Source organism: Bacillus sp. PK6-16, assembly GCF_056530295.1.
In genome coordinates this window covers 2,338,790-2,359,063 of record NZ_CP096511.1, presented here as the reverse complement: position 1 = coordinate 2,359,063, position 20,274 = coordinate 2,338,790, and the positions used below count along the sequence as shown (strand labels likewise).

Below are 20,274 nucleotides of genomic sequence, written 5' to 3'. Positions count from 1 at the left end.
CTGGCATTACAATAAGAATTTTTCAACAAGAAACAATCACAACACCATGATAATCATTTATATTAAAAACCTACATCTCCATTAAGTACTTCATACACATAAAAAGCACGGGTTTGATTACTAATCAAACCCGTGCTTTCAAAACAACTATAATATCCATAAACAATAAAATGTAAACTTCAAAAATCACGACCGAAACGCCGCATCCGCAAGCATAGATAATGTTGCATCATCCATCGGTGGATTGTGTAATCCTGCTCTGACGTTTAAATAGTAACGATGGAGCGGATTTTTTTCTGATAAACTTTTTGCTCCTACGATGCGCATCGATTTATCCACTATAGATATCGCCGCATTTGTTACGGCGTATTTCACTGCCGCTAATTCTGCTTGCAGTGACAGTTTATCTTCTGCCTCATCGTACTTTTTCGCAATTTGATATAAAAAGACGCGAGCTTGCATAAGCTCGAGTTCTAATTCTCCAACTAATCTTCTAACATTCGGTAATAAACTAATAGAATGATTTAAACTATTTGGTTTGTATGATCCCGCAAACTGAACTGCATAATTTCTTGCTGATTGTGCAATTCCTAAATAACATGCTGGTATATGTAGCAACCAGCCAATACCCTTTTGTTTCACTTTCCCGCCTTTTACATCCGTAAAAAAGCGGTTGTCTATCTCTACATTTTGTAAAACAAGATCGTGGCTAGCAGTCCCTCGCATTGCAACGCTATCCCACGTTTCTTCAATAGATACACCGAGTGTATTTCTTGGAATAACAAACTCACCAACTTCTTCACGGCCTTCCATACTTGCTGAAATAATAAAATAATCAAGTACTGGCGCCATCGTTGTAAAAGTTTTCCTTCCATTTATAACCCACTTCTCGCCTTGTTGAACCGCTATTGTTTCTGGTTTGCCGCCACGCGTCGGACTCCCTGTTTTCGGTTCTGTTGCTGCCCTGTTAAAGAGCGCACCATTACGTACTTCTTCGCAAAACCATTTGAACATCTCATCATTCCAAGAGCGATTTTCCGCTAGCTCCTTCACAATGCCAAGATGCCAGCCAATCGATAATGCAGTAGCTCCACAGCCTTCCGCGATTTTCTCTTGAAATAAAACGAAGTCATATAAAGAAATAGCACTACCACCAAATTCCTTCGGTAACGTTAATTTCGTATATCCGATATCTTTCAAATCATTTATATTTTCATACGGAAATGATCCTAATTCACTTAACTGATGCTCCCTTTCCATGAACTTCGGAATCAATTTATTTATTTTCTCAATAATTAAAGACTGTTCTTCTGTTTCAACAAATGAGAGTGCCATACTATAATCTCCTTTATGCTCGATTCATAAACCGTTCATTTTGTCATTATGATTATATGAAGCTACCTCTCTATTGTTTCACTATTCCGATAAAAATACAATGGTTTTGACTAATAAGAAAAGTTCCTATTTAAAGATAGGTTCTTTTCTTATTAGTCCCCCTTCAATGCTTTTAACGGCAAAGAGGTTACATATCCAATATACGAGAATAATTCTTTAAAGAAGAATGGTATTTCTGTATCTAACGTTTTATATGCTGATGTCGGCGTTGGTGAAGCATACGCTTCAATATTAATATGTTTTGCGATTCTCATTGCGCGTTTCATATGAAGTGGATCACTTACAATCGTGTATGTTTGTATGCCGTTCTCTATTCCAACTTGCTTCGCATTTTTTAAATTTTCTTCAGTGAAAAGGGATTTAGTTTCAATTAAAATATCTTCCTCTTTTACACCTTGTTTCATTGCATATACTCTTGCAGTACGTGCTTCCTCAAGTTCTGCCTCGAACTTTGTACCACCTGTAAAAATAATCTTTTTAATATTTCCGTTCTTATATAAAGAAATCGCATGATTAATTCTTTCTTTAAATACAGGAGATGGTTTTCCGTTCCATGAAGCTGCTCCTAGTACGATACCAGCATCTGTTTTCACGTCATCATTTGCTTTAAAACGATAACTCCAAATATCGTAAGCTGCATAACTTACATATAAAATAGCAGAACAAATCATTAGTAAAAATACTTGAAAGATTCGTCTTTTCTTACTCTTCTTATTTTCTTTCATTTGTAATTGCCTCCGTACATCATCCATACTTCTATAAAAAACATTTATATCAAATCGTTTTGTTTGAGTTTATTTAAAAGAAGGAACTTTACTTGTTATTTATGTATAAAAGGGTTTTCATTTAAAATTGAGGATTATCAATTCATTTTCATTTGCGGTTTTCATTACATTTTTTAAATTCATAAGTTTATTACCATACAACTACATTGTAACGAATTTTTTCTCAGAAGGGAACGATGAAACAAAAGGAATTAAAATAAAGTAGCATTTTGTAAGAAAAAAGGTATATTTTTCATGTCTCACGAACAATATACCTTTCAAAACACGAATTATAACTTTTCTTTATACAACTCTAATTTTTCTAACAATTGTTCTTTTACGCCTGGCCATTCACTCGAGATAATACTGTACACCACCGCATCTCTCACATAACCATTCGGTAATTTTCTTTCATTTCGAAGCACACCCTCTTTTACTGCGCCTAACCTTTCAATTGCTCGTTGTGCTCTTTCATTTCTTGCATCCGTCTTAATTTGCACTCTCAGCATATGCAACTTTTCAAAAGCATACTGAAGAAGCATATACTTACACTCTGTATTTATACTCGTACGTTGCACACTCGGATGATACCACGTTTGCCCTAACTCAACTGTCTTATCTTCTACTGAAATATTATATAAACGTGTACTTCCTACAATCTTATTCGACTGTTGATCTACGACTATGAAAGGTATTTGAGTACCTCTTCCGTAACCCTTTATCGCTTTTTGAACGTATTGTTGCATATCTTGCACACTATCCATTTTAGAGATTAAATACGCCCAAATATCCCGATTTCCTTCTACAATCGAAAACAAAGTTTCGACATCAGTATTATCCATTAACCGCAACTTTGCTCTTTCGTGAATAATTTCCATTTTTAAGCCCCCTTTGTTGTTACTATATCATAAGAATCAAAAACGTATTATAAGAATAAAAAAATATAAAGAAAAGAATTCTTTTCAAATATATTCTTCTCGTATAAGGTAGGAAGACTCATCAGTAACCATTAAAAAAAGAATTTTTTGATAATTCCCAATAAATTCTATATAATGATAAACGGGAGGGGATAAAAAATGCTAGATCAAATTACTTGGGGAACGCCAGGCAGCTTATTATGCTTAGGATTCTTTTTTGCGGGACTAGGAATCTTCTTAAGAAGCGTTACGTCATATACGAAAAATAAATAAGAATATCCCGCTTTTAAACAAAAGAAGCCCCCTTTTTACAGACGGCTTCTTTTGTTTAACTTTATCTTATTAAAACTTCAAAGCAACAAATAAGCAATCGGCGTAATAATAAGCAACGTTAAAATCGTTCTCTGCACATATAAAATAGTGAGTTCAGATACTTTTAACGGAATATCTGTTGATAATATACAAGGAATGGAAGCGGAGAAAAACAAAATAGATGATACGGAAACAACTGCAATGACAAACTTTGTCACAAGTGGCGCACTTACAACTAATAATGACGGTAAAAACATTTCTGCAATACCAACGGATGCCGCTTTAGCAGCTAAGTCTGCTTCCGGTAATTGTAATAGCCATGTAAACGGATAGAAAATATAACTGATCCAATCAAATATTGGCGTGAACTTCGCTAAGACGATACCAATTAATCCTACTGACATAATGGATGGTAAAATTCCCATTGTCATAATAAATCCGTCTTTTAAATTCACTGCAATATTTTTCATAATGCTCGGTGCAGACTTTGATACTTCTAACGCATCTTCCCAAGCACGTTCCAACATTTTCTCTTTATAAACAGGCTCTGGGAACCCTTCTTCTGTTACATATGTATCTGGTTTTCTACTAAGGGGTGGGATTCTTACAGTGATAGCAGTCACGATGAATGTTACAACAAGTGTAGTCCAAAAATAAACATTCCATAAATGCATAATATCTAATGTTTTTGCGATGATGATCATAAATGTAGCGGATACTGTAGAAAATCCTGTAGCGATAATCGCCGCTTCTTTTGTCGTATACTTTCCTTCTTTATACACGCGATTCGTAATAAGGAGAGCAAGCGAATAACTTCCAACGAAGGACGCAACTGCATCGATTGCCGATCTCCCCGGCGTATTCCATAATGGCCTCATAATCGGACGACAAAATGTACCGATAAATTCAAGCAATCCATATCCGACTAATAACGCTAAAAACGCCGAGCCAATTGGAACGAGCAAACTTACTGATATGACTAGCTTCTCATATAAAAACGGCCCAACATCTGGCGCAAAGAACCAAGCTGGTCCTACTTTTAAACAATATAATATGCCAAAAACAACGCCAACTACTTTTAAAATAGAAAAACAAATGTCTACGATAGATGCATTCCATTTCTTCGTATAAAATGGATAAATCGCACCAATTGCCATAACAAATAATGCATAATAAGGTACTATGCCAGGAACCAAAGCCCTAATCCACGATACGATATGATCAATCATAATAGACGATGCACCGTTTATCGTAACAGGAACGAAAAACATAAACACTCCAACGAGACTAGCAAGTATAAACCGAAGAATAATCCCCTTCTCTCGCCCTGTCTTAATTACATTACTCTTTAATTCAATTTCACTCAAAATTCGACACCTCCTATTATCTAAATATTCTGTATAATTATATTAGATTCCTTCTTTCCATTTCTACTATTTAATCATATGAAAAAGCCTATTTTAAAATAGGCTGTTCTATTACCTCTCATAATCATCCACAATCACTTGAATGAAACGATACGATTCTTCTGCTACTTTTTCATTACTATCCCTATTCGCATCATATGTAATTAACGCCTTCCAAAGTGCCCATCCTCTCGCTCTATTCCACGTTTCTTCATCCATGCGTAATACTTCTTTAAATACATTTCTACTATTTTCATCAAAAAACGTCCACGCCATCGCTGCATCACAAGCAGGATCTCCTACACCTAAAATACCAAAATCAATTACAGCACAAAGCTTTCCATCTTTAACGAGTAAATTCCCTGGCGCTACATCTCCATGAACCCAAACTGGCTTACGATCCCATGTTGAACTAAGTGCTACATTCCAAAGGTGTTTTAATAATGCCTCGTCAAAAACATCCTTATTATTTTCAATAGCAACTCTCGCCTCTTCATCATATACAGATATAAGTCCGCCTCGGTAAAAATTATGTGTTCCAGCTAAAGGTCCGTTACTCGCATTAATAGATTGCAATTCTACTAAAAAAGATCCTAAGTCCGCCGCAAATTCATTTAAATCCCGAACGTTTTGTTTCGTAACTGTTTCTCCCTCTATCCACTTATTAATAGACCAAGGCAATGGATACGCTTCAGACGGATTTCCTTTCGCAAGTGGGGTAGAAATCGGTAAAGAAAGCCCCTTATTTAATATAGGAAGCCAACTATTTTCTTTCTCTACTTGCGGTGCATATGCCACATCACTTGGCAATCTTACACTCATCTCATCCCCTAAGTGAAACGTCCTATTATCATGCCCACTAAACTTTACAGGTTTCACTTCTAAATGGGCCCATTCAGGAAACTGTTCCTGTATTAACTTTTCAACTAAACTTACGTTAATTGGATGCATTCACATTCTCCTTTTCTTTTGAAACTTACTAAGCCCATCCGTACTTCCAACATATTCAAAACTATTTTTCTTATAAAAATCATTCAACGTACGATTATGCCCCACGCAATCTAACTTCAAATATTCTTTATCACATTGCACATTCTCTTCTACCCACCGTAAAATCCATTCTCCTATTCCATTTCCCTTATACTTCCGTTTCACCGCAAATCTATGAATATATAATGAATTAGAAACTTCCTCTTTACCAAAAATATGTTCATCCCATTCATTTTGTTTAGGAGAAACTGTAACCGTACCAACTATTTCATCTTCTTTCAGAACAACATATGTATATTTCTCTCTTATACATTCTAGTATTTCAGCCGTAGCTTCCTCTCCTAAAAGATACTGCCACTGATCCACTTCTTTATATTGTAGCCATTGTGCTACCTCTTTTAATAAAAGGATAATACTATCACTTTCATTTTCAGTAGCAATTCGAATTGCATGTTCTTTACTTATATTTCTCTCCATATTGCCTTTCCCCTTTCAAATTGCTACCATACTGACAAACGAGTCCTTCCATCATTTTCATCTGTAATATATTCTACATAAAATCCTTGATTCACTGCGTTTTCATACATCATTTCAATCTCTTCTTGGTTTTTCGCATAAATTTGTATATACTCGCCATCCGCTACTAATACGACTACTTCACACTTACTCTCCTTAAATTCTTCAAATGTTGCAATTTCTCCTATTACCTCTCCTTTTGGACATGCTTTTAGATCTAAAAATAAAAGATAATATATGTTATCTTTTATTAGCTTTTTTAATTCTGATCCTTCCATGATCTCGTTATCTTCTGAAAATAATTCTGGACCTAATTCATTCCCTATTATTATATAAGCTTCCTCCCTTCCCATGACTTGCCAATCAAATACAGTAATATCAATTGGCTTTAATACTTTCCAAAGTACATTGCTGTATTCATTTGGAATATCTACAAAAATCCCTCTTTTCATATGCTTGCTCCTAACTTATTCATTTTCGTTTCATACATTATATATGAAATGTAATTACTATATTTTGTCGATACATAAGTACATCATAAAAAAACCGCTCCACTACTAGCGAAACGGTTTCCTTCTGCTTACATTTAAATATTCCATTCAATTGTTGCACTACGTTTTAAAATATTTTTTAATATATGCACCACATCAGTCGTTCATTCTTAATGTTCACTTCGACTTCACGAAGTAATATAAAAACCATACTGCATGATTTTGTTCATCCGCAGCTATTCTCCGTAACAACTCTTTCAAATGTACATCCGATGTCTCATCTGAAATTTCCAAATAAAAATCTACTGTTTTTTGTTCATCTTGTATAGCGAACTCTAATCCTTGTAAATACGTATTTGGGCAGTCTTCAGTAATTTGTGGTTTTGGCTGCCTACCAGTTAAGTTCGTATAAATTTGTACAAAGTTGTGGAAATGCTTTATTTCATCATTACGAATTTCAAGAATTTGTTTTTGTTCTACTTGATTTGGAGCCATATTCGCTAATTTTGCATAGCAGCTTATAGCGCTATACTCTCCATTTATAGCTTTTTCAATATCACTAATTAACTTATCATTCTGCCTATACCAATCATAATAATTCGAATTATACATCATATCCCCCCATACTTTCGCTTAACATTTTATGCATTTAGAAATAGTAGGAGCCTGTGTATATAACGGGACGGCTTTAGATTGAAAGAAAAGTTTGAGAAAAGGGTCTATTTTGTAAAGGAATTGCTTATTCATAAAGTGAAACTATAATCAGTGGGGATTTTACTACACGGCAAATAGCGGATAAAATATCACTATTTTTTTGTACGCTGTTGCTATAAATTCGCGAATGAATCAGGTTTCCAACCAGATGTGGTGTTGAGATGCGAAGCTATTATGAATCCAGTCATATAACTAGGAGGTACCACTATGCCATCTTTATTTAAAACTATGGCCTTCCAGCTGAAAACCGAAAGACTTGAGCTTAGTATGTGGGAGGAATCCGATTCCGTTTGGCTGAGCAAATTAATTGGCGAACGTGGCGTGGACATTCCAGCCGTTGATTCCGTTCGTAACCGGCTTATTGAGATGCGCAAGAAGGCAGACGAAAATGGTATTTCCCTTCTCACTATTCGAAGGAGAGACGAAGGCGATTTCATTGGGTACTGTGGCTTAATTATCGGTCGTTCCACACTTGAAGAGCCGGAGATTGCATACGAGTTGTTCCGCAGCGCTCATGGTAAAGGTTATGCGACTGAGGCCGCATCTGTTGTACTGGACGCGGCGATTGCTACTGGGCGCCAAAGACTTTGGTCGACTGTAGGTGCTTGGAATATCGCTTCCCTCCGGGTACTAGAAAAGATAGGATTTAAGCGGCATCACAGTACGTGGGATGATAAACGTGGTGAGATTGTTTGGAACGTACGCGATCTTTAAAGATTTCGCCTTAATTCTAAACACTACACTTTTCAACAATCAGGCATTTACATTGAGAAAAAATCACAAACAAGCCGTTTCACTAATTAGTGAAACGGCTTGTTTTTAAGCGTTCAATTCTGTTTTATGCCCTTTTACTACACTACGTTTGAGTGCAGTTGCTAATATAGTAACCATACTTACTATACCAATCCAAACGAGTACAGTAACAGGTGTATTCCAGCTTAACCCTTTTCCGAAGAAGAAGATTTCTCTTAGGCCTTCAATCATAAATTTCATTGGTAACCATGAGTAAACCCAGTCTTGATAAAACGGAGACAACATCTCAGGTGCTAATGATAATAACGGTGCCCCGAAGAATAGTAATAAAGCGAATAAACCGATTCCTTTTAGCCCAACTAATGATAGTACTGCAGATATCATTAAGAAGAAACTAAAAGAAGTAATGGATAAGAATAGAGCTGTATCCGTGAAGTTCGAAATATTTAACCCTACCATCCCATCTGCAATCCATGTAAGACCAAACCCAATTACAAGTGTCGCAATAGCTCCTGTTACGATTTGTTTTACTTTTAACAGAAAGTTTTCTTTTCTTGAGCTTACTGGCATTTTACTAATCGCAATAAAAATAATCGCTGCACTAGCTAAACTTGCAATCCATAACGGCTGGAATAATGATATTGGTGAGTTACCGTTCGCACTATTTTTGCCGACCTCATTCACATTTTTCACGTTCTTTACAATAGGTGTTACTAATTTCTCAGCTTGATCTGTTGTTACAGTAGCTCCTTTTGCTTTCAACCCTTCTAATATTTGTGTACGAACAGTATTGTTCATATTATCAACAATCGCCTGTAATATTTGCCCTGCCATAGTTGATGCAGCCGTATTCATTCCTTGATTAATATATATTTCTATCTCAGGTGAAGATGGCTGTGGTGTTCGTAACGACGCTTTTTTTGCGCTAAATTCTTTCGGGATGACTAATGCCGCGTAATACTTTTTATTGTTTAATCCCTTTTGAACGGCTTCTTTATTTTTTAATTCTACCCACTTCACTGCGGGTTCTTCCTCTGATTTCGCTGTTTTTTTCATGTTATCAACGATCGTTTGCCCCATATTCATTTTCGGTTGATTTGGAATTTCTACACCTTGATCCTCATTTACAATTGCAATTGGCAAGTTTTTCGGCTGCGGTTGAACAGTTGGAAATAGCGTTAATGAAAAAATAAAAACAACAAGTAGTGCAATAACTGGTGATAAAAATAAAAGTTTATTTTTAAACATTTTCTTTTCTCCTCCCTTAATTTGATCTATAATAACCAACAACGTGTTGTTTATTTATATTTTGAATTATATGTTCGAGTTGAACCTTATACAATAATCAAAAATCGTGAATGTGTTGGTTATAAGACACATTTTCCAAATGTGTTGAGTAAAATTAAGGAGGGATATGCTTTGCGCGATAATAATTTAGATTTGCGTGTTGTTCGTACGAAAACTGCCATACGAAATGCATTGGTGGAGCTAATTGAAGAAAAAGGTTTTGACGCCATTACAGTGAAAGATATTACAACGAAAGCAAACATTAATCGCGGTACTTTCTATGCGCACTATCAAGATAAATTTGATTTAATGACAAAATGCCAAGAAGACATTATGTACGAGTTTTCTAGCATTGCTAAACAGAAATTCCCGGAAGTTATTGCTGACCTTGGATCAAATCCTTCTCCAACAATGCCATTTATACTTATCACTTCTATTCTTGAATTTCTAAATGAAAATAGTGATTTTATGAGAGCTGTACTAAGTCCGAAAGGAGATTTATCTTTCCAAACAAAACTGAAAGACTTTATGTGGAAAACATTATTTGAAGATACGAATGGTCCTCTCATTAATAAGGAGAATTTACTTGTTCCAAGCGAATATTTAACTTCTTATATGGCATCTGCACATATAGGTGTCATCCAACAATGGTTAAATAATGGACAAAAAGAAACACCTGAGGAGATTGCTCGCTTTTTATCAACAATCGCAGTTCATGGACCTTTTTATGCTGCTGGCTTAAAGAAATAAGCCCGCTTGCTTAGTAATTTCTATTATTTTATTAATAACTTGAAATTTATGTTTCTGTAAAAAAAGCTATTGAAAGGACTCCCCTTCAACAGCTTCTACATTATTAACGATATAAACGAACTGCACCTGCAGAATTATCATCTGCTTGTCCAACTACTTCAAATTTCAATCCAAATTTCGGTAATTTACGTCCTGCATCTGGGATTAAATCATTTATATACAATTTAGAGTCATCAAACTTCGTTACACCTGGTAATCCTTTGTAATCATATGTTCCACGTGTTGGAGATACCACTTTCCATGCTGGCGTTTGGTTAAGGGAGAACGCAGCATCTGCGATTTGGAATCGTGTACTATTTTTAACAGTTGGTTTGCCGTTTAGTGTTCCAACAATTGCCTCTGGGTGAGAGTCAACAACTCCTAAGAAACCTTCACCTGGATGTAAACCAACCCAATTATCTGTAAAACTAGAGTCTGCATACCATACTAGCAGACCTGTATTATACGGTACACCACTGCTATATTTTAACGCTTGATCAGCACCAGCATAGTTTCTCCACTCTAAATAGTAGTTATGCTTCTTCTTATCAAAACCGTCTGCTACAACAAAACCATTTAATTTAAATTTCGTTTCGCCTTCTGCATCATCAGAGAACACAACATTTCCATCTACAGTTAATGTAGCATTATCAAAAGTAAAACCGGTCGGCGCTAAACCACCATCTGTAATGTATTCGAATACTAATTTTACTTTTTGACCTTTGAATTTGCTTAAGTCATAAGACTTATCTACCCATTTACCATCTGTTGTGTCTAGACCATTTTTCACATTTTTTTCACCAATTCGATCCACTAACGTTTTCGTACCATCTTCTTTCACTGCATGTACTTCAAGGAAGTCATAATCCGTTTCAATTTCATACATTGATTTATAATCAAACCTCGCATTTGTTGCATTTGTTAAATCAAACACTGGCGTTTCTAATGTTGTATGAAGGTTATCACCTTTTGTGCTATAGTAGTACTTCTTACCGAATGCAGGCTGAATACCTTTTACCTCTTTATCTGGTAAGTTAACACGAATCAGACCAGGACGATTTGATTTCGTTACACTTTGATCTAAATACGTCGCATAGCCAATACCACTATTTAATTTATTATAGTCAACCTCTACAATATTGGCCCAGTTTCCACCCATGTTCTTTTGAAAGAACTCTTTGTTTTGCGGAGAGAAACTCGGTGGCGTTGTTCCTGCAATTTTACCAGCCCAGCTACCGCCACTCATAACAGACCAGGAGTTAATTGGCTCACCTGCTCCTGTGTACTTCGTATCATACTCATCTGGAAGACCTAAATCATGACCAAATTCATGTGCGAATACACCAACCGCTCCGTCTTCTGGCTCAATTGTGTAGTCGTATGCTGCCATCTTACCGCCCCAGTTATCAACTTTTGCTTTTGTTCCTTCAATTGGATATGGTGTTCCAAGGTGCCAACGATGTGACCAAATTGCATCATCACCTAGTCTACCACCGCCCCCATCTTGCCCAACTCCAGCGTGAATGACCATTAAGTGATCAATCAGACCATCTGGTTCATTTTTATTGCCATCACCATTATTGTCATATTGATCGTATTCGTCAAATTCAGATAAATCAATACCACTTTCTACAGCCGCATTTAATGCCTCTTTTACAAAATCACGAGGTCCTTTTGGTCCCATATTATCATGACCGCCATCTCCTGCATCTGCGCCATAATCTGCCGCATTACCAGGAACTGTCAACCACTTTGTTACTGTGCCATCTACTGTATAACTACCACCAGATTGCTCTTCATAATATTGTTTAAATGTTGGTACTTTTGAACCATCAAAGAGTGTAAATGGCTCATTACCAAATAACATTTTTTGATAATGTTCTGGATTAAAATCATTTGAATACATATAACCTGGTACTTGATCAATATTGTTATGCTTAAAGTCCGCAAACTCTACTAGCAATACGAGAACTTTATCTTTACGAACATCACCGTTATATTGTTTTTGCTTCGCTGAAGTAGTTGGTACTTGGCCGTTTAATCCCCCTTTAACCGGCTCTTGTCCCGCTACTGGACCACTAGCAGGTTGATCTGCTTTTTCTTTCTCACCTGCTTTTGCATCTTTAACTTTTTTCAAAAAGTCAGCAGCTTCTCTCGTAACACTATCCCCCGCTGCTGGTTCTTTTCCCGCATTTTCTCCTTTTTTCTTCTCTACGTATTTTTCAACAGCTTTTAATGTGTCTTCTTTCGACGTAGATTCACTAATTACACCGCGTTTCTTGAGCGCATCTGCTAAACGCTCCTCTTGAATTAAATTTTCATCAATCGGACTTAAAGTTTCCCCATTAGACGATGTTGCCGCATAAACAGATTGACCCCCATACCCAAACGTGCAACTAAGCACAGCTGCCGCCGCAAGCGTAGACAGCACTTTAAAAGGCTTTTTCTTCATCCCCATTCCTCCCCAATATTAAATACGATACAACGTTTATATATTACAGAAAATTCAGATAATAATCAATATATCGTCTGAATTTGTAATATTTTTGAAAAAATCCTTTATTTTAGATGAACATACATTCTGATTCATCAATATTCCAGAAAATATTGATGAAAGTTGATAAAACTATTAAAATCATAAAGAAATCGTCCACTATATTTAGTGGACGATTTCTTTATTTATCTAAAATACAACTACAACACTTCAATATATCCTTCTGTTCCATGTACCCGAATTCGTTGCCCGTCTTTTATTAGTTTCGTAGCGTTCTCTACTCCAACAACTGCTGGTAGGCCATACTCACGTGCGATTACTGCTCCGTGCGTCATAAGCCCGCCGACTTCAGTGACTAACCCTTTTATAGAAACAAACAAAGGTGTCCAGCCAGGATCAGTAAATGCCGTAACTAATATATCTCCCTCTTCCAAATTCGCGTCTTCCATATTTAAAATAACGCGTGCTCTCCCCTCAACCACTCCAGAAGAAACAGGCAAACCTACAATAGCTTCAGCTGGGAGATTTTCGCGTTTGTACTTACCTGTAATGATTTCTCCATCAGACGTGATAACACGCGGGGGTGTTAGTTTTTCATATAATTTGTACGCATTTTTTTGTTTATGAATAATCTTATAATCTAGTTTATTTGTGCGGACGACTTCGTAAAGTTCTTCAAAAGTTAGATAGTATATATCTTCTATTTCATCCAGAACATTATTTTGCACAAGTTTCTCTGCTTCTTTCAGTAATGCCTGCTTATATATGAAATAACGATGAATCATGCCGTATTTCGGATATTCACGATAACCGATGAAATTGCGGAGGTTACAAATCATTCTCTTCGTCTCTTCTACTTTTTGTTCCCCATCCGGCAAGTGCTGCAATCGCTCTAACAGCTCTTCTTCTTTTTTCAAAGCTTCCTGCAGCCCTTCTTCAAACTTCCGTTTACTAGCACCATATTCAAAGTCCCTTATATGATTCAAAATCATCGGTATAATTGTAGCTGGCTGTTCACTCCAGCGCGTTTTCGTAATGTCGATTTCTCCGCTGCATCTCATTCCATATTTGCTTAGAAACGCCCCGATTGCATCCCGAACTTTTTCCCCGCCTTTAAACGGAATTAATTCATCTAAAAAGCTGTCATCTTCTACATGCTGTAAATACGTAATGACTTCTGGATACGGCCGAATCACATCTGCCACATCCAATAACGCTAGCCCCATTTCTGATGTAATATTATGTTGTACAGATTGTGAAAGTACATCTGCTGCATTCTTTTCCCCTAACCATTGTTCCATCTTTTCATTAATCCATGATGAAGCATTCATACCTGCCATAATGATAGCTATACTTTGCGAGTTAAATAATACTTTCTTTAATTGCTGAATGTCTTCTAAAATAAAATCAAGTACATCTACGCCTGATTTCGTTTGCATGTTTCGTTTTAACTCTTCTATTGATGATTCACTATTCTTTATTAAATTCGTAACGATTTCCGGATCGTTTTCAGGTTGTGGTTGCGAACTTGCAGGTGGCACTTTTTTACTAAGATCCTTTTCTTTTTCATCATCCGATAACAATTCAATAAAATTCTTTCGCTCAATTACAGTCGTTAATGCATCTCGTATGAGCGGATCCGATTTACCTAAAGTGTTTATTAAGTAATCTCTACTAGCAGGTGAAGCTAGTCTTTGCGTAGCATCAACAAATAGCCTGCCTCCAGCTTTACACATAGGTGCACTAGTCGTTAACAGGAAAAAAGATAAACCTAATGGTTTCATCGCATCGGTCATCATTTGTTGGTGACCAACTGATATATACACGTGATTTTTCCCATCATTTACTTCTGGAATTGGATATAAAGTCGTAATCGGTCTGCTTTGGACTATATAAATTGTATCATCAACTAAGCACCATTCAATATCTTGCGGACAACCAAAATAAGCTTCGATTTGTCTTCCGATGCGTGCTAGTTGTAAAATCTGTTGTTCAGTAAGTGTTTGAATTTTTTGCTGATTAGGAGCAATTTTCTTTCTCTCTGTTCCGCCTTCTTTTCGTCCATAGATGGCTAATTTTTTCGTTGCGATGACCTTTTCGACGATTTCGTCTTCTTTTACCTTATAATTATCGGCAGAAACCAATCCAGATACTAGCGCCTCGCCAAGTCCAAAGCTGGCATCGATTGATAACACCTTCCTATTCGAAGTAATTGGATCCGCAGTAAATAAAATCCCTGAAGCTTCAGGGAAAACCATTTTTTGAACGACAACACATATAGAAACTTGATTATGATCAAAACCGTTTTGCATTCGGTATATAACTGCTCGATCTGTATATAAAGAAGCCCAGCATTTTTTTATATGCTGCAAAATGTTTTCTTTTCCAATAATATTTAAATACGTATCTTGTTGACCAGCAAACGAGGCATACGGTAAATCTTCAGCAGTAGCACTAGACCGCACTGCATACGCATGTTTATCGCCAAAGTGCGAGAGATAATGAGCTACTGATTCCACTACATCAACTGGAATTTCCACCGCCATAATGACTTCTCTAATCTGCTTACTAATTTCACCAATTCGATCTCGTTCCTCAATTTTTAACATTGTTAATTGATTCAACAAAGTTTGAAATGCTCCATTTTTTCCGATGGCCTGTTCATACCCTACCGTTGTAACACAAAATCCTTCTGGCACTTGTATCCCTTGAATATTGGATAACTCCCCTAAATTCAATCCTTTTCCACCAACGAGAAAAAGCTGCGTTTTTTCTATTTCCTGAAAATCGAGAACGAAAGAACTCATTTGGCACCTCTCCTTACTATTCATGTGTTCTTGATTGTAACAGTAGTAAATGAGAAGAAACAGTCTATTTCGAACGTAAATTACATGATATAATTAAGTTAGGAAGAGATTATCACTTCTATTTCCCCTCTAATTCACTTCAATTACATCACCAAACTTAAACATTCTTTGATTATGAAAAGCAATCATTAGACATAATGGATTTCTATCGACCTTTGTTATGTCTTTTTTATATAAATCCATATTGGAATATCTTTATAAATCTTTTATTAAGCCATAAATTCGCCTCAAAAATAGTAGAATCTGTGACTTTAAAAGCAATATTTTTTGTTTGCACTTTATATAAATTGATATGAATCCCTCTTAATTCTAGGACTAAATTATTGTTTTTAATCCCACATTAATTCTTTTCTCAAATTCGCCAAAATGAATTTTCAAGATTAGGGAACTATAATGTCGTATTAAAATATATTAAGGGGGAGAAAAATTGGACAATGAAATGAATTATGGAAGTGATTACAAGTTTATTCCAGCAACTTCAATTGAAAGTGGTCACGGCATCGAAGTATTGCCTGATTTATTTTGTTACACGATTCAAATTGTCAATATATGCTTTGTTGGAAATCCGCATACCAATGATTTTGTTTTAGTTGATGCTGGAATGCCTAAATGTGCAAATGAAATTATCTCTATCGCTGAGGATCGATTTGGTACCAATAGTCGCCCAAAAGCAATTATTTTAACTCACGGTCATTTTGATCATGTTGGGGGGATAATTGAACTCATCAAGCATTGGGATGTTCCCGTCTATGCACATCAAATGGAGCTACCGTTCCTGACCGGACAACAAAGCTATCCAGAACCAGACCCTACAGTTGAAGGTGGTATGGTAGCGAAAATGTCTCCTCTGTTCCCAAACGAACCAATTGACTTAGGAAATAACGTAAAAGCGCTACCTATCGATGGAACTGTTCCCCATATGCCAGAGTTTAGATGGACTCATACACCAGGACATACTCCAGGGCATATTTCATTATTCCGAGAAAAAGACCGAACTTTAATTGCTGGGGACGCTTTTGTTACAGTGAAACAGGAGTATCTATATAAAGTAATAACTCAAGAACAAGAAATAAGCGGTCCGCCTCGCTATTTAACAACAAACTGGAAAGCCGCTAAAGAGTCAGTTATTAAGCTAGAAAAGTTAAAGCCTCTAACCGCTGTTACTGGACATGGGATACCGATGTCGGGTGAATTGCTATCAACAAGCCTCAAAACACTCGTTCAAGAATTTGATAAAATTGCTGTACCTGATTACGGAAAATATATAGATAAAAAGATGCATTAAACGCGGAAATACTTTGTTTATTTTTATATTAATGAATCAAAGTATAATGCAAAATCAAAACAACAAAGAATATTAAGTTTAATATGAAAAAACACTGTACTTAGGCAACATCTCTATTATAAGAATGGAACTACCCTTTATGAATAAAGCTCGATATTCCGCAAATACTATCCATAGTATAAGCCTGCTTCTTACCCAGGTTGTACTTCTTACCATTAAAGGGTGATTAAAACGGGTTACGCTATATAAAAGCATAATCCGTTTTTAATGAAATATTGTATTCCATATACATTTAAACAATGGAGGAAAATAATGAAACATATTGTTGCCTTATTAATTAAATACACAGCGATAACTGCAGTATTGCTAATCATGCTCAGTATCTTTCAAGGTATTTCAATTCCTAGAGTATTATTAATTTCTCTTTTCCTTACTGGAACTGCCTATTTAATCGGAGATCTCTTCATTTTACCTAAATACGGAAATGCGATTGCTACAATGGCAGATTTCGGTTTAAGCTTCTTTGGAATTTGGTTATTAACATCCTTGTTTACTAATTTAGATGCTACTCATAATATTGGATTTACTTCATTTTTAGCTGCTTTAATTATTGGCGGAATAGAAGTTTTCTTCCATATTTATATGCAGAAGTTAGTACTGCGTAATGACAATGAATTAAGAGAACATAATCATATTCACCATGATAAATACGCTATGGAGATATCAGATGAATATATGGATTCTTCCACAATAAATAAGTCCAAGCTTGAGGATACACCTAAAAAATAAAAAAGTGGCCAACGCCACTTTTTTATTTTTATTTTTATTTATTACGCTTGGTCAGAATTTCTTACATGTAATGGAGGTGGAACTACCCATCCCTTTTTCTTACTTAAACGTAGCAGAGTTACACCTGCCTGCGCTTTTTTCATATGAAATTGTCCGAATAGCATACCTACATCTTCTCGAAGACATTTTCCCATTACTTGACTACATGTCACAAGTCCAGCTGCTAATCCTGTAGAAACAGCTGCAGCAATTTCAACATCATTAATACGCGCTCCCGGAGGAATGTCTTCAATAGATGCAACTGGACGTTCTGGAGGCGCTGGCGGTAAAGCGACCCCATTAACTTTTAAAAGTGCCTTTAATTCTTCTATCTCCGAATTCATATCATTTTCAATTAAGCCTTCTAAAAACTTCTTCAAATCTTCGTCACCTGTGTGATTCATAAATACTTGATGGCTTGCAATTGCACCCTGTGCAGCAAGAAGATAACTCCAAATGTCAAATACTTCTCCGTAATGTAAAGGTTCATTTTGAGGATTTCCACTTAATATACCCATTTTTAAATTCCTACCTTTCGAAAATATCATAATAAATATTGATTTCAATATTGAAATCAAATTTTTAAGTATGCTTTTTCCTGCAAAAGATTTTCTACTATGCATGGAAAACACCTTTCCAACACTGCGTGTTTATTGTTTAGGAAAGTAGTTTACAAATTAAATACTCAAAGATTATGAAAGAAGATTATCAATAATCTTTGAGTGAGAATCTGTTTAATATAAGGTTTTTTATTTTTATGAATACACAAAAGAAATTGATTTACATATTTGCTATATTTTAAGCTAATTTACTTAGCGGTTAGCTCTACCACCAAGTTGTTGTTCTGCCATTGCTACTAAACGTTTTGTAATTTCACCACCAACAGATCCGTTTGCACGAGCTGTTGTATCTGCACCAAGTTGTACACCAAACTCTTGTGCAATTTCATATTTCATTTGATCAAGAGCTTGTTCAGCGCCTCGAACTAATACTTCATTACGACTTCCACTATTATTTTTTCCCATATTGTTTCACCTCCGATGTTTTTAATATGCTACAAATTATGAAATAATAATTATCCTTTTTATGGAAATTAGATTATGAATAAAAATTGATTTTTTTCTTAAAGTAGGGCAAAACATATAAGAAAGAATAACTGATATAACATACTTTCATAACAACACTATGTATACTTTCTAATTCCCTTCAGTAAATAAAAGAAAGATTTCTATTTCACCAAGAGATTAAATAAAATTATGTTTTGAGACATAATTCAAAAGGAGATATGAGATGAAAGCTGTAACCTATCAAGGACCAAACCAAGTACAGGTTAAACAAGTGGATGATGCAAAATTAGAGAAAAAAGATGATATTATTGTAAAAATTACTTCAACCGCTATTTGCGGTTCTGATTTACATCTATATCAAGGCAACATGCCCTTACCTCAAGGATACATTATCGGCCATGAACCAATGGGAATCGTTGAAGAAGTCGGGCCAGATGTCACTAAAGTGAAAAAAGGCGATCGTGTTGTCATCCCCTTCAACGTTTCTTGTGGACATTGTTTCTATTGCCAACATGAAATGGAAAGTCAATGTGATAACTCAAACCCTCATTACGATTCTGGTGGATACTTTGGTTATACAGAGAAATTTGGTAATCATCCAGGAGGACAAGCAGAATATTTAAAAGTTCCATTTGGTAATTTTACTCCATTTGTTATACCAGAATCATGCGAACTTGAAGATGAATCCCTACTATTTCTATCAGATGTTTTACCAACAGCCTATTGGAGTGTAATAAACGCAGGCGTTAAGCCAGGTGATACTGTTATCGTCCTTGGTTGTGGACCTGTTGGATTAATGACACAAAAATTCGCTTGGATGCAAGGTGCTAAACGTGTAATTGCAGTGGATTACTTAGATTATCGGATGAATTATGCAAAAAAGATTAACAATGTTGAGGTATTTGAGTTTACAAAATTTCCAGATATGGGAGAACATTTAAAGGAAATTACACATGGCGGTGCCGATGTAGTCATTGATTGCGTGGGAATGGATGGAAAAAAATCGCCTCTAGAATTTCTGGAACAAAAATTGAAACTACAAGGCGGAACTCTCGGCCCTATTCAAATCGCTACGAAAGCCGTAAGGAAATATGGAACGGTTCAAATGACTGGCGTTTATGGTGGCAATTATAATGCATTTCCACTCGGGGCATTTTGGGTTAGAAATATTAATCTTAAAATGGGACAAGCACCTGTCATTCATTTTATGCCGGAACTATTTGAAAAAATAACAAATAAAGAATTTGATCCAAAAGAAATTATTACACACAAAATCCCCCTTGAAGAAGCGAGCTACGGTTATCAAATTTTTAATAATCGTGAAGATGATTGTATAAAAGTCATTCTGAAGCCTTGAAGCTACAATTCATTATTCTTAATGAAAAGATAAGATTACATT

The 20,274-nt window shown here is 35.8% G+C and carries 18 protein-coding genes; 5 read left to right on the top strand and 13 right to left on the bottom strand.

What is annotated here, in order from left to right:
* Positions 1–186: 186 nt before the first annotated feature.
* From M1D66_RS12045 to M1D66_RS12010, 8 genes are all read right to left on the bottom strand, one after another.
* Positions 187–1,335 (bottom strand): acyl-CoA dehydrogenase family protein, encoded by a 1,149-nt coding sequence (locus M1D66_RS12045; RefSeq protein WP_001218366.1) that lies wholly within the window; start codon positions 1,333–1,335, stop codon positions 187–189.
* A 152-nt stretch (positions 1,336–1,487) separates the two neighbouring features.
* Positions 1,488–2,120 carry a YdcF family protein gene (locus M1D66_RS12040; RefSeq protein WP_000662215.1) on the bottom strand — a complete coding sequence of 211 codons (633 nt, stop codon included), beginning with the start codon at positions 2,118–2,120 and terminating at the stop codon, positions 1,488–1,490.
* A 329-nt stretch (positions 2,121–2,449) separates the two neighbouring features.
* A complete protein-coding gene (locus M1D66_RS12035; RefSeq protein ID WP_000402587.1) occupies positions 2,450–3,037 on the bottom strand; it encodes a GNAT family N-acetyltransferase in 588 nt (195 codons plus the stop codon).
* A 389-nt stretch (positions 3,038–3,426) separates the two neighbouring features.
* Positions 3,427–4,755 (bottom strand): YjiH family protein, encoded by a 1,329-nt coding sequence (locus M1D66_RS12030; RefSeq protein ID WP_242555154.1) that lies wholly within the window; start codon positions 4,753–4,755, stop codon positions 3,427–3,429.
* Between the two features lie 111 nt (positions 4,756–4,866).
* Positions 4,867–5,745: an aminoglycoside phosphotransferase family protein gene (locus M1D66_RS12025; protein WP_086384926.1), complete on the bottom strand. Its 879-nt coding sequence runs from the start codon at positions 5,743–5,745 to the stop codon at positions 4,867–4,869.
* Positions 5,746–6,261, bottom strand: coding sequence for a GNAT family N-acetyltransferase (locus M1D66_RS12020; protein ID WP_000440744.1), 516 nt, complete (start codon positions 6,259–6,261; stop codon positions 5,746–5,748).
* Between the two features lie 23 nt (positions 6,262–6,284).
* Entirely contained in the window at positions 6,285–6,752 is a 468-nt protein-coding gene (locus M1D66_RS12015; protein ID WP_000820156.1) for a DUF2691 family protein, read from the bottom strand.
* 216 nt (positions 6,753–6,968) lie between these two features.
* On the bottom strand, positions 6,969–7,403 hold the full coding sequence (locus M1D66_RS12010) for a ferritin-like domain-containing protein (RefSeq protein WP_000282831.1): 435 nt from the start codon (positions 7,401–7,403) through the stop codon (positions 6,969–6,971).
* A 309-nt stretch (positions 7,404–7,712) separates the two neighbouring features.
* Between M1D66_RS12010 and M1D66_RS12005 the strand changes: the two genes are divergently transcribed.
* Positions 7,713–8,219, top strand: a complete 507-nt coding sequence (locus M1D66_RS12005) for a GNAT family N-acetyltransferase (protein ID WP_001139524.1) — start codon at positions 7,713–7,715, stop codon at positions 8,217–8,219.
* 105 nt (positions 8,220–8,324) lie between these two features.
* Here the strand turns inward: M1D66_RS12005 and M1D66_RS12000 are convergent, their stop codons facing one another.
* A complete protein-coding gene (locus M1D66_RS12000) occupies positions 8,325–9,506 on the bottom strand; it encodes a YhgE/Pip domain-containing protein (protein ID WP_086384925.1) in 1,182 nt (393 codons plus the stop codon).
* Between the two features lie 171 nt (positions 9,507–9,677).
* Between M1D66_RS12000 and M1D66_RS11995 the strand changes: the two genes are divergently transcribed.
* Positions 9,678–10,295: a TetR/AcrR family transcriptional regulator gene (locus M1D66_RS11995; RefSeq protein WP_001205505.1), complete on the top strand. Its 618-nt coding sequence runs from the start codon at positions 9,678–9,680 to the stop codon at positions 10,293–10,295.
* A 103-nt stretch (positions 10,296–10,398) separates the two neighbouring features.
* Here the strand turns inward: M1D66_RS11995 and M1D66_RS11990 are convergent, their stop codons facing one another.
* Together M1D66_RS11990 and ppsA are read right to left on the bottom strand one after the other, a co-directional pair.
* Positions 10,399–12,786 carry an immune inhibitor A domain-containing protein gene (locus M1D66_RS11990; RefSeq protein WP_000728995.1) on the bottom strand — a complete coding sequence of 796 codons (2,388 nt, stop codon included), beginning with the start codon at positions 12,784–12,786 and terminating at the stop codon, positions 10,399–10,401.
* 242 nt (positions 12,787–13,028) lie between these two features.
* Positions 13,029–15,635 carry a phosphoenolpyruvate synthase gene (gene ppsA / locus M1D66_RS11985; RefSeq protein ID WP_242555153.1) on the bottom strand — a complete coding sequence of 869 codons (2,607 nt, stop codon included), beginning with the start codon at positions 15,633–15,635 and terminating at the stop codon, positions 13,029–13,031.
* Positions 15,636–16,122: 487 nt separating this feature from the next.
* Here ppsA and M1D66_RS11980 point away from each other — a divergent pair, with 487 nt between their 5' ends.
* Together M1D66_RS11980 and M1D66_RS11975 are read left to right on the top strand one after the other, a co-directional pair.
* Entirely contained in the window at positions 16,123–16,980 is an 858-nt protein-coding gene (locus M1D66_RS11980) for an MBL fold metallo-hydrolase (RefSeq protein ID WP_242555152.1), read from the top strand.
* Positions 16,981–17,292: 312 nt separating this feature from the next.
* Positions 17,293–17,769 (top strand): YndM family protein, encoded by a 477-nt coding sequence (locus M1D66_RS11975; protein WP_242555151.1) that lies wholly within the window; start codon positions 17,293–17,295, stop codon positions 17,767–17,769.
* Between the two features lie 41 nt (positions 17,770–17,810).
* On the opposite strand, the gene M1D66_RS11970 is transcribed toward M1D66_RS11975, so the two are convergent.
* On the bottom strand, positions 17,811–18,326 hold the full coding sequence (locus tag M1D66_RS11970; protein WP_000512122.1) for a DUF3231 family protein: 516 nt from the start codon (positions 18,324–18,326) through the stop codon (positions 17,811–17,813).
* A 294-nt stretch (positions 18,327–18,620) separates the two neighbouring features.
* Positions 18,621–18,833 carry a small acid-soluble spore protein, SasP family gene (gene sasP, locus M1D66_RS11965; protein ID WP_086384916.1) on the bottom strand — a complete coding sequence of 71 codons (213 nt, stop codon included), beginning with the start codon at positions 18,831–18,833 and terminating at the stop codon, positions 18,621–18,623.
* 265 nt (positions 18,834–19,098) lie between these two features.
* On the opposite strand from sasP, the gene M1D66_RS11960 reads away from it, so the two are divergent.
* Complete coding sequence (locus M1D66_RS11960; RefSeq protein WP_000649085.1) at positions 19,099–20,232, top strand: zinc-dependent alcohol dehydrogenase; 1,134 nt, start codon at positions 19,099–19,101, stop codon at positions 20,230–20,232.
* Positions 20,233–20,274: the final 42 nt, after the last annotated feature.

What these genes read in the sequence shown, in the direction of transcription:
- M1D66_RS12045 (WP_001218366.1), bottom strand. Translation starts at nt 1,335, where the DNA reads ATGGCACTCTCATTTGTTGAAACAGAAGAACAGTCTTTAATTATTGAG.
- M1D66_RS12040 (WP_000662215.1), bottom strand. Translation starts at nt 2,120, where the DNA reads ATGAAAGAAAATAAGAAGAGTAAGAAAAGACGAATCTTTCAAGTATTT.
- M1D66_RS12035 (WP_000402587.1), bottom strand. Translation starts at nt 3,037, where the DNA reads ATGGAAATTATTCACGAAAGAGCAAAGTTGCGGTTAATGGATAATACT.
- M1D66_RS12025 (WP_086384926.1), bottom strand. Translation starts at nt 5,745, where the DNA reads ATGCATCCAATTAACGTAAGTTTAGTTGAAAAGTTAATACAGGAACAG.
- M1D66_RS12020 (WP_000440744.1), bottom strand. Translation starts at nt 6,261, where the DNA reads ATGGAGAGAAATATAAGTAAAGAACATGCAATTCGAATTGCTACTGAA.
- M1D66_RS12015 (WP_000820156.1), bottom strand. Translation starts at nt 6,752, where the DNA reads ATGAAAAGAGGGATTTTTGTAGATATTCCAAATGAATACAGCAATGTA.
- M1D66_RS12010 (WP_000282831.1), bottom strand. Translation starts at nt 7,403, where the DNA reads ATGTATAATTCGAATTATTATGATTGGTATAGGCAGAATGATAAGTTA.
- M1D66_RS12005 (WP_001139524.1), top strand. Translation starts at nt 7,713, where the DNA reads ATGCCATCTTTATTTAAAACTATGGCCTTCCAGCTGAAAACCGAAAGA.
- M1D66_RS12000 (WP_086384925.1), bottom strand. Translation starts at nt 9,506, where the DNA reads ATGTTTAAAAATAAACTTTTATTTTTATCACCAGTTATTGCACTACTT.
- M1D66_RS11990 (WP_000728995.1), bottom strand. Translation starts at nt 12,786, where the DNA reads ATGAAGAAAAAGCCTTTTAAAGTGCTGTCTACGCTTGCGGCGGCAGCT.
- ppsA (WP_242555153.1), bottom strand. Translation starts at nt 15,635, where the DNA reads ATGAGTTCTTTCGTTCTCGATTTTCAGGAAATAGAAAAAACGCAGCTT.
- M1D66_RS11975 (WP_242555151.1), top strand. Translation starts at nt 17,293, where the DNA reads ATGAAACATATTGTTGCCTTATTAATTAAATACACAGCGATAACTGCA.
- M1D66_RS11970 (WP_000512122.1), bottom strand. Translation starts at nt 18,326, where the DNA reads ATGGGTATATTAAGTGGAAATCCTCAAAATGAACCTTTACATTACGGA.
- sasP (WP_086384916.1), bottom strand. Translation starts at nt 18,833, where the DNA reads ATGGGAAAAAATAATAGTGGAAGTCGTAATGAAGTATTAGTTCGAGGC.
- M1D66_RS11960 (WP_000649085.1), top strand. Translation starts at nt 19,099, where the DNA reads ATGAAAGCTGTAACCTATCAAGGACCAAACCAAGTACAGGTTAAACAA.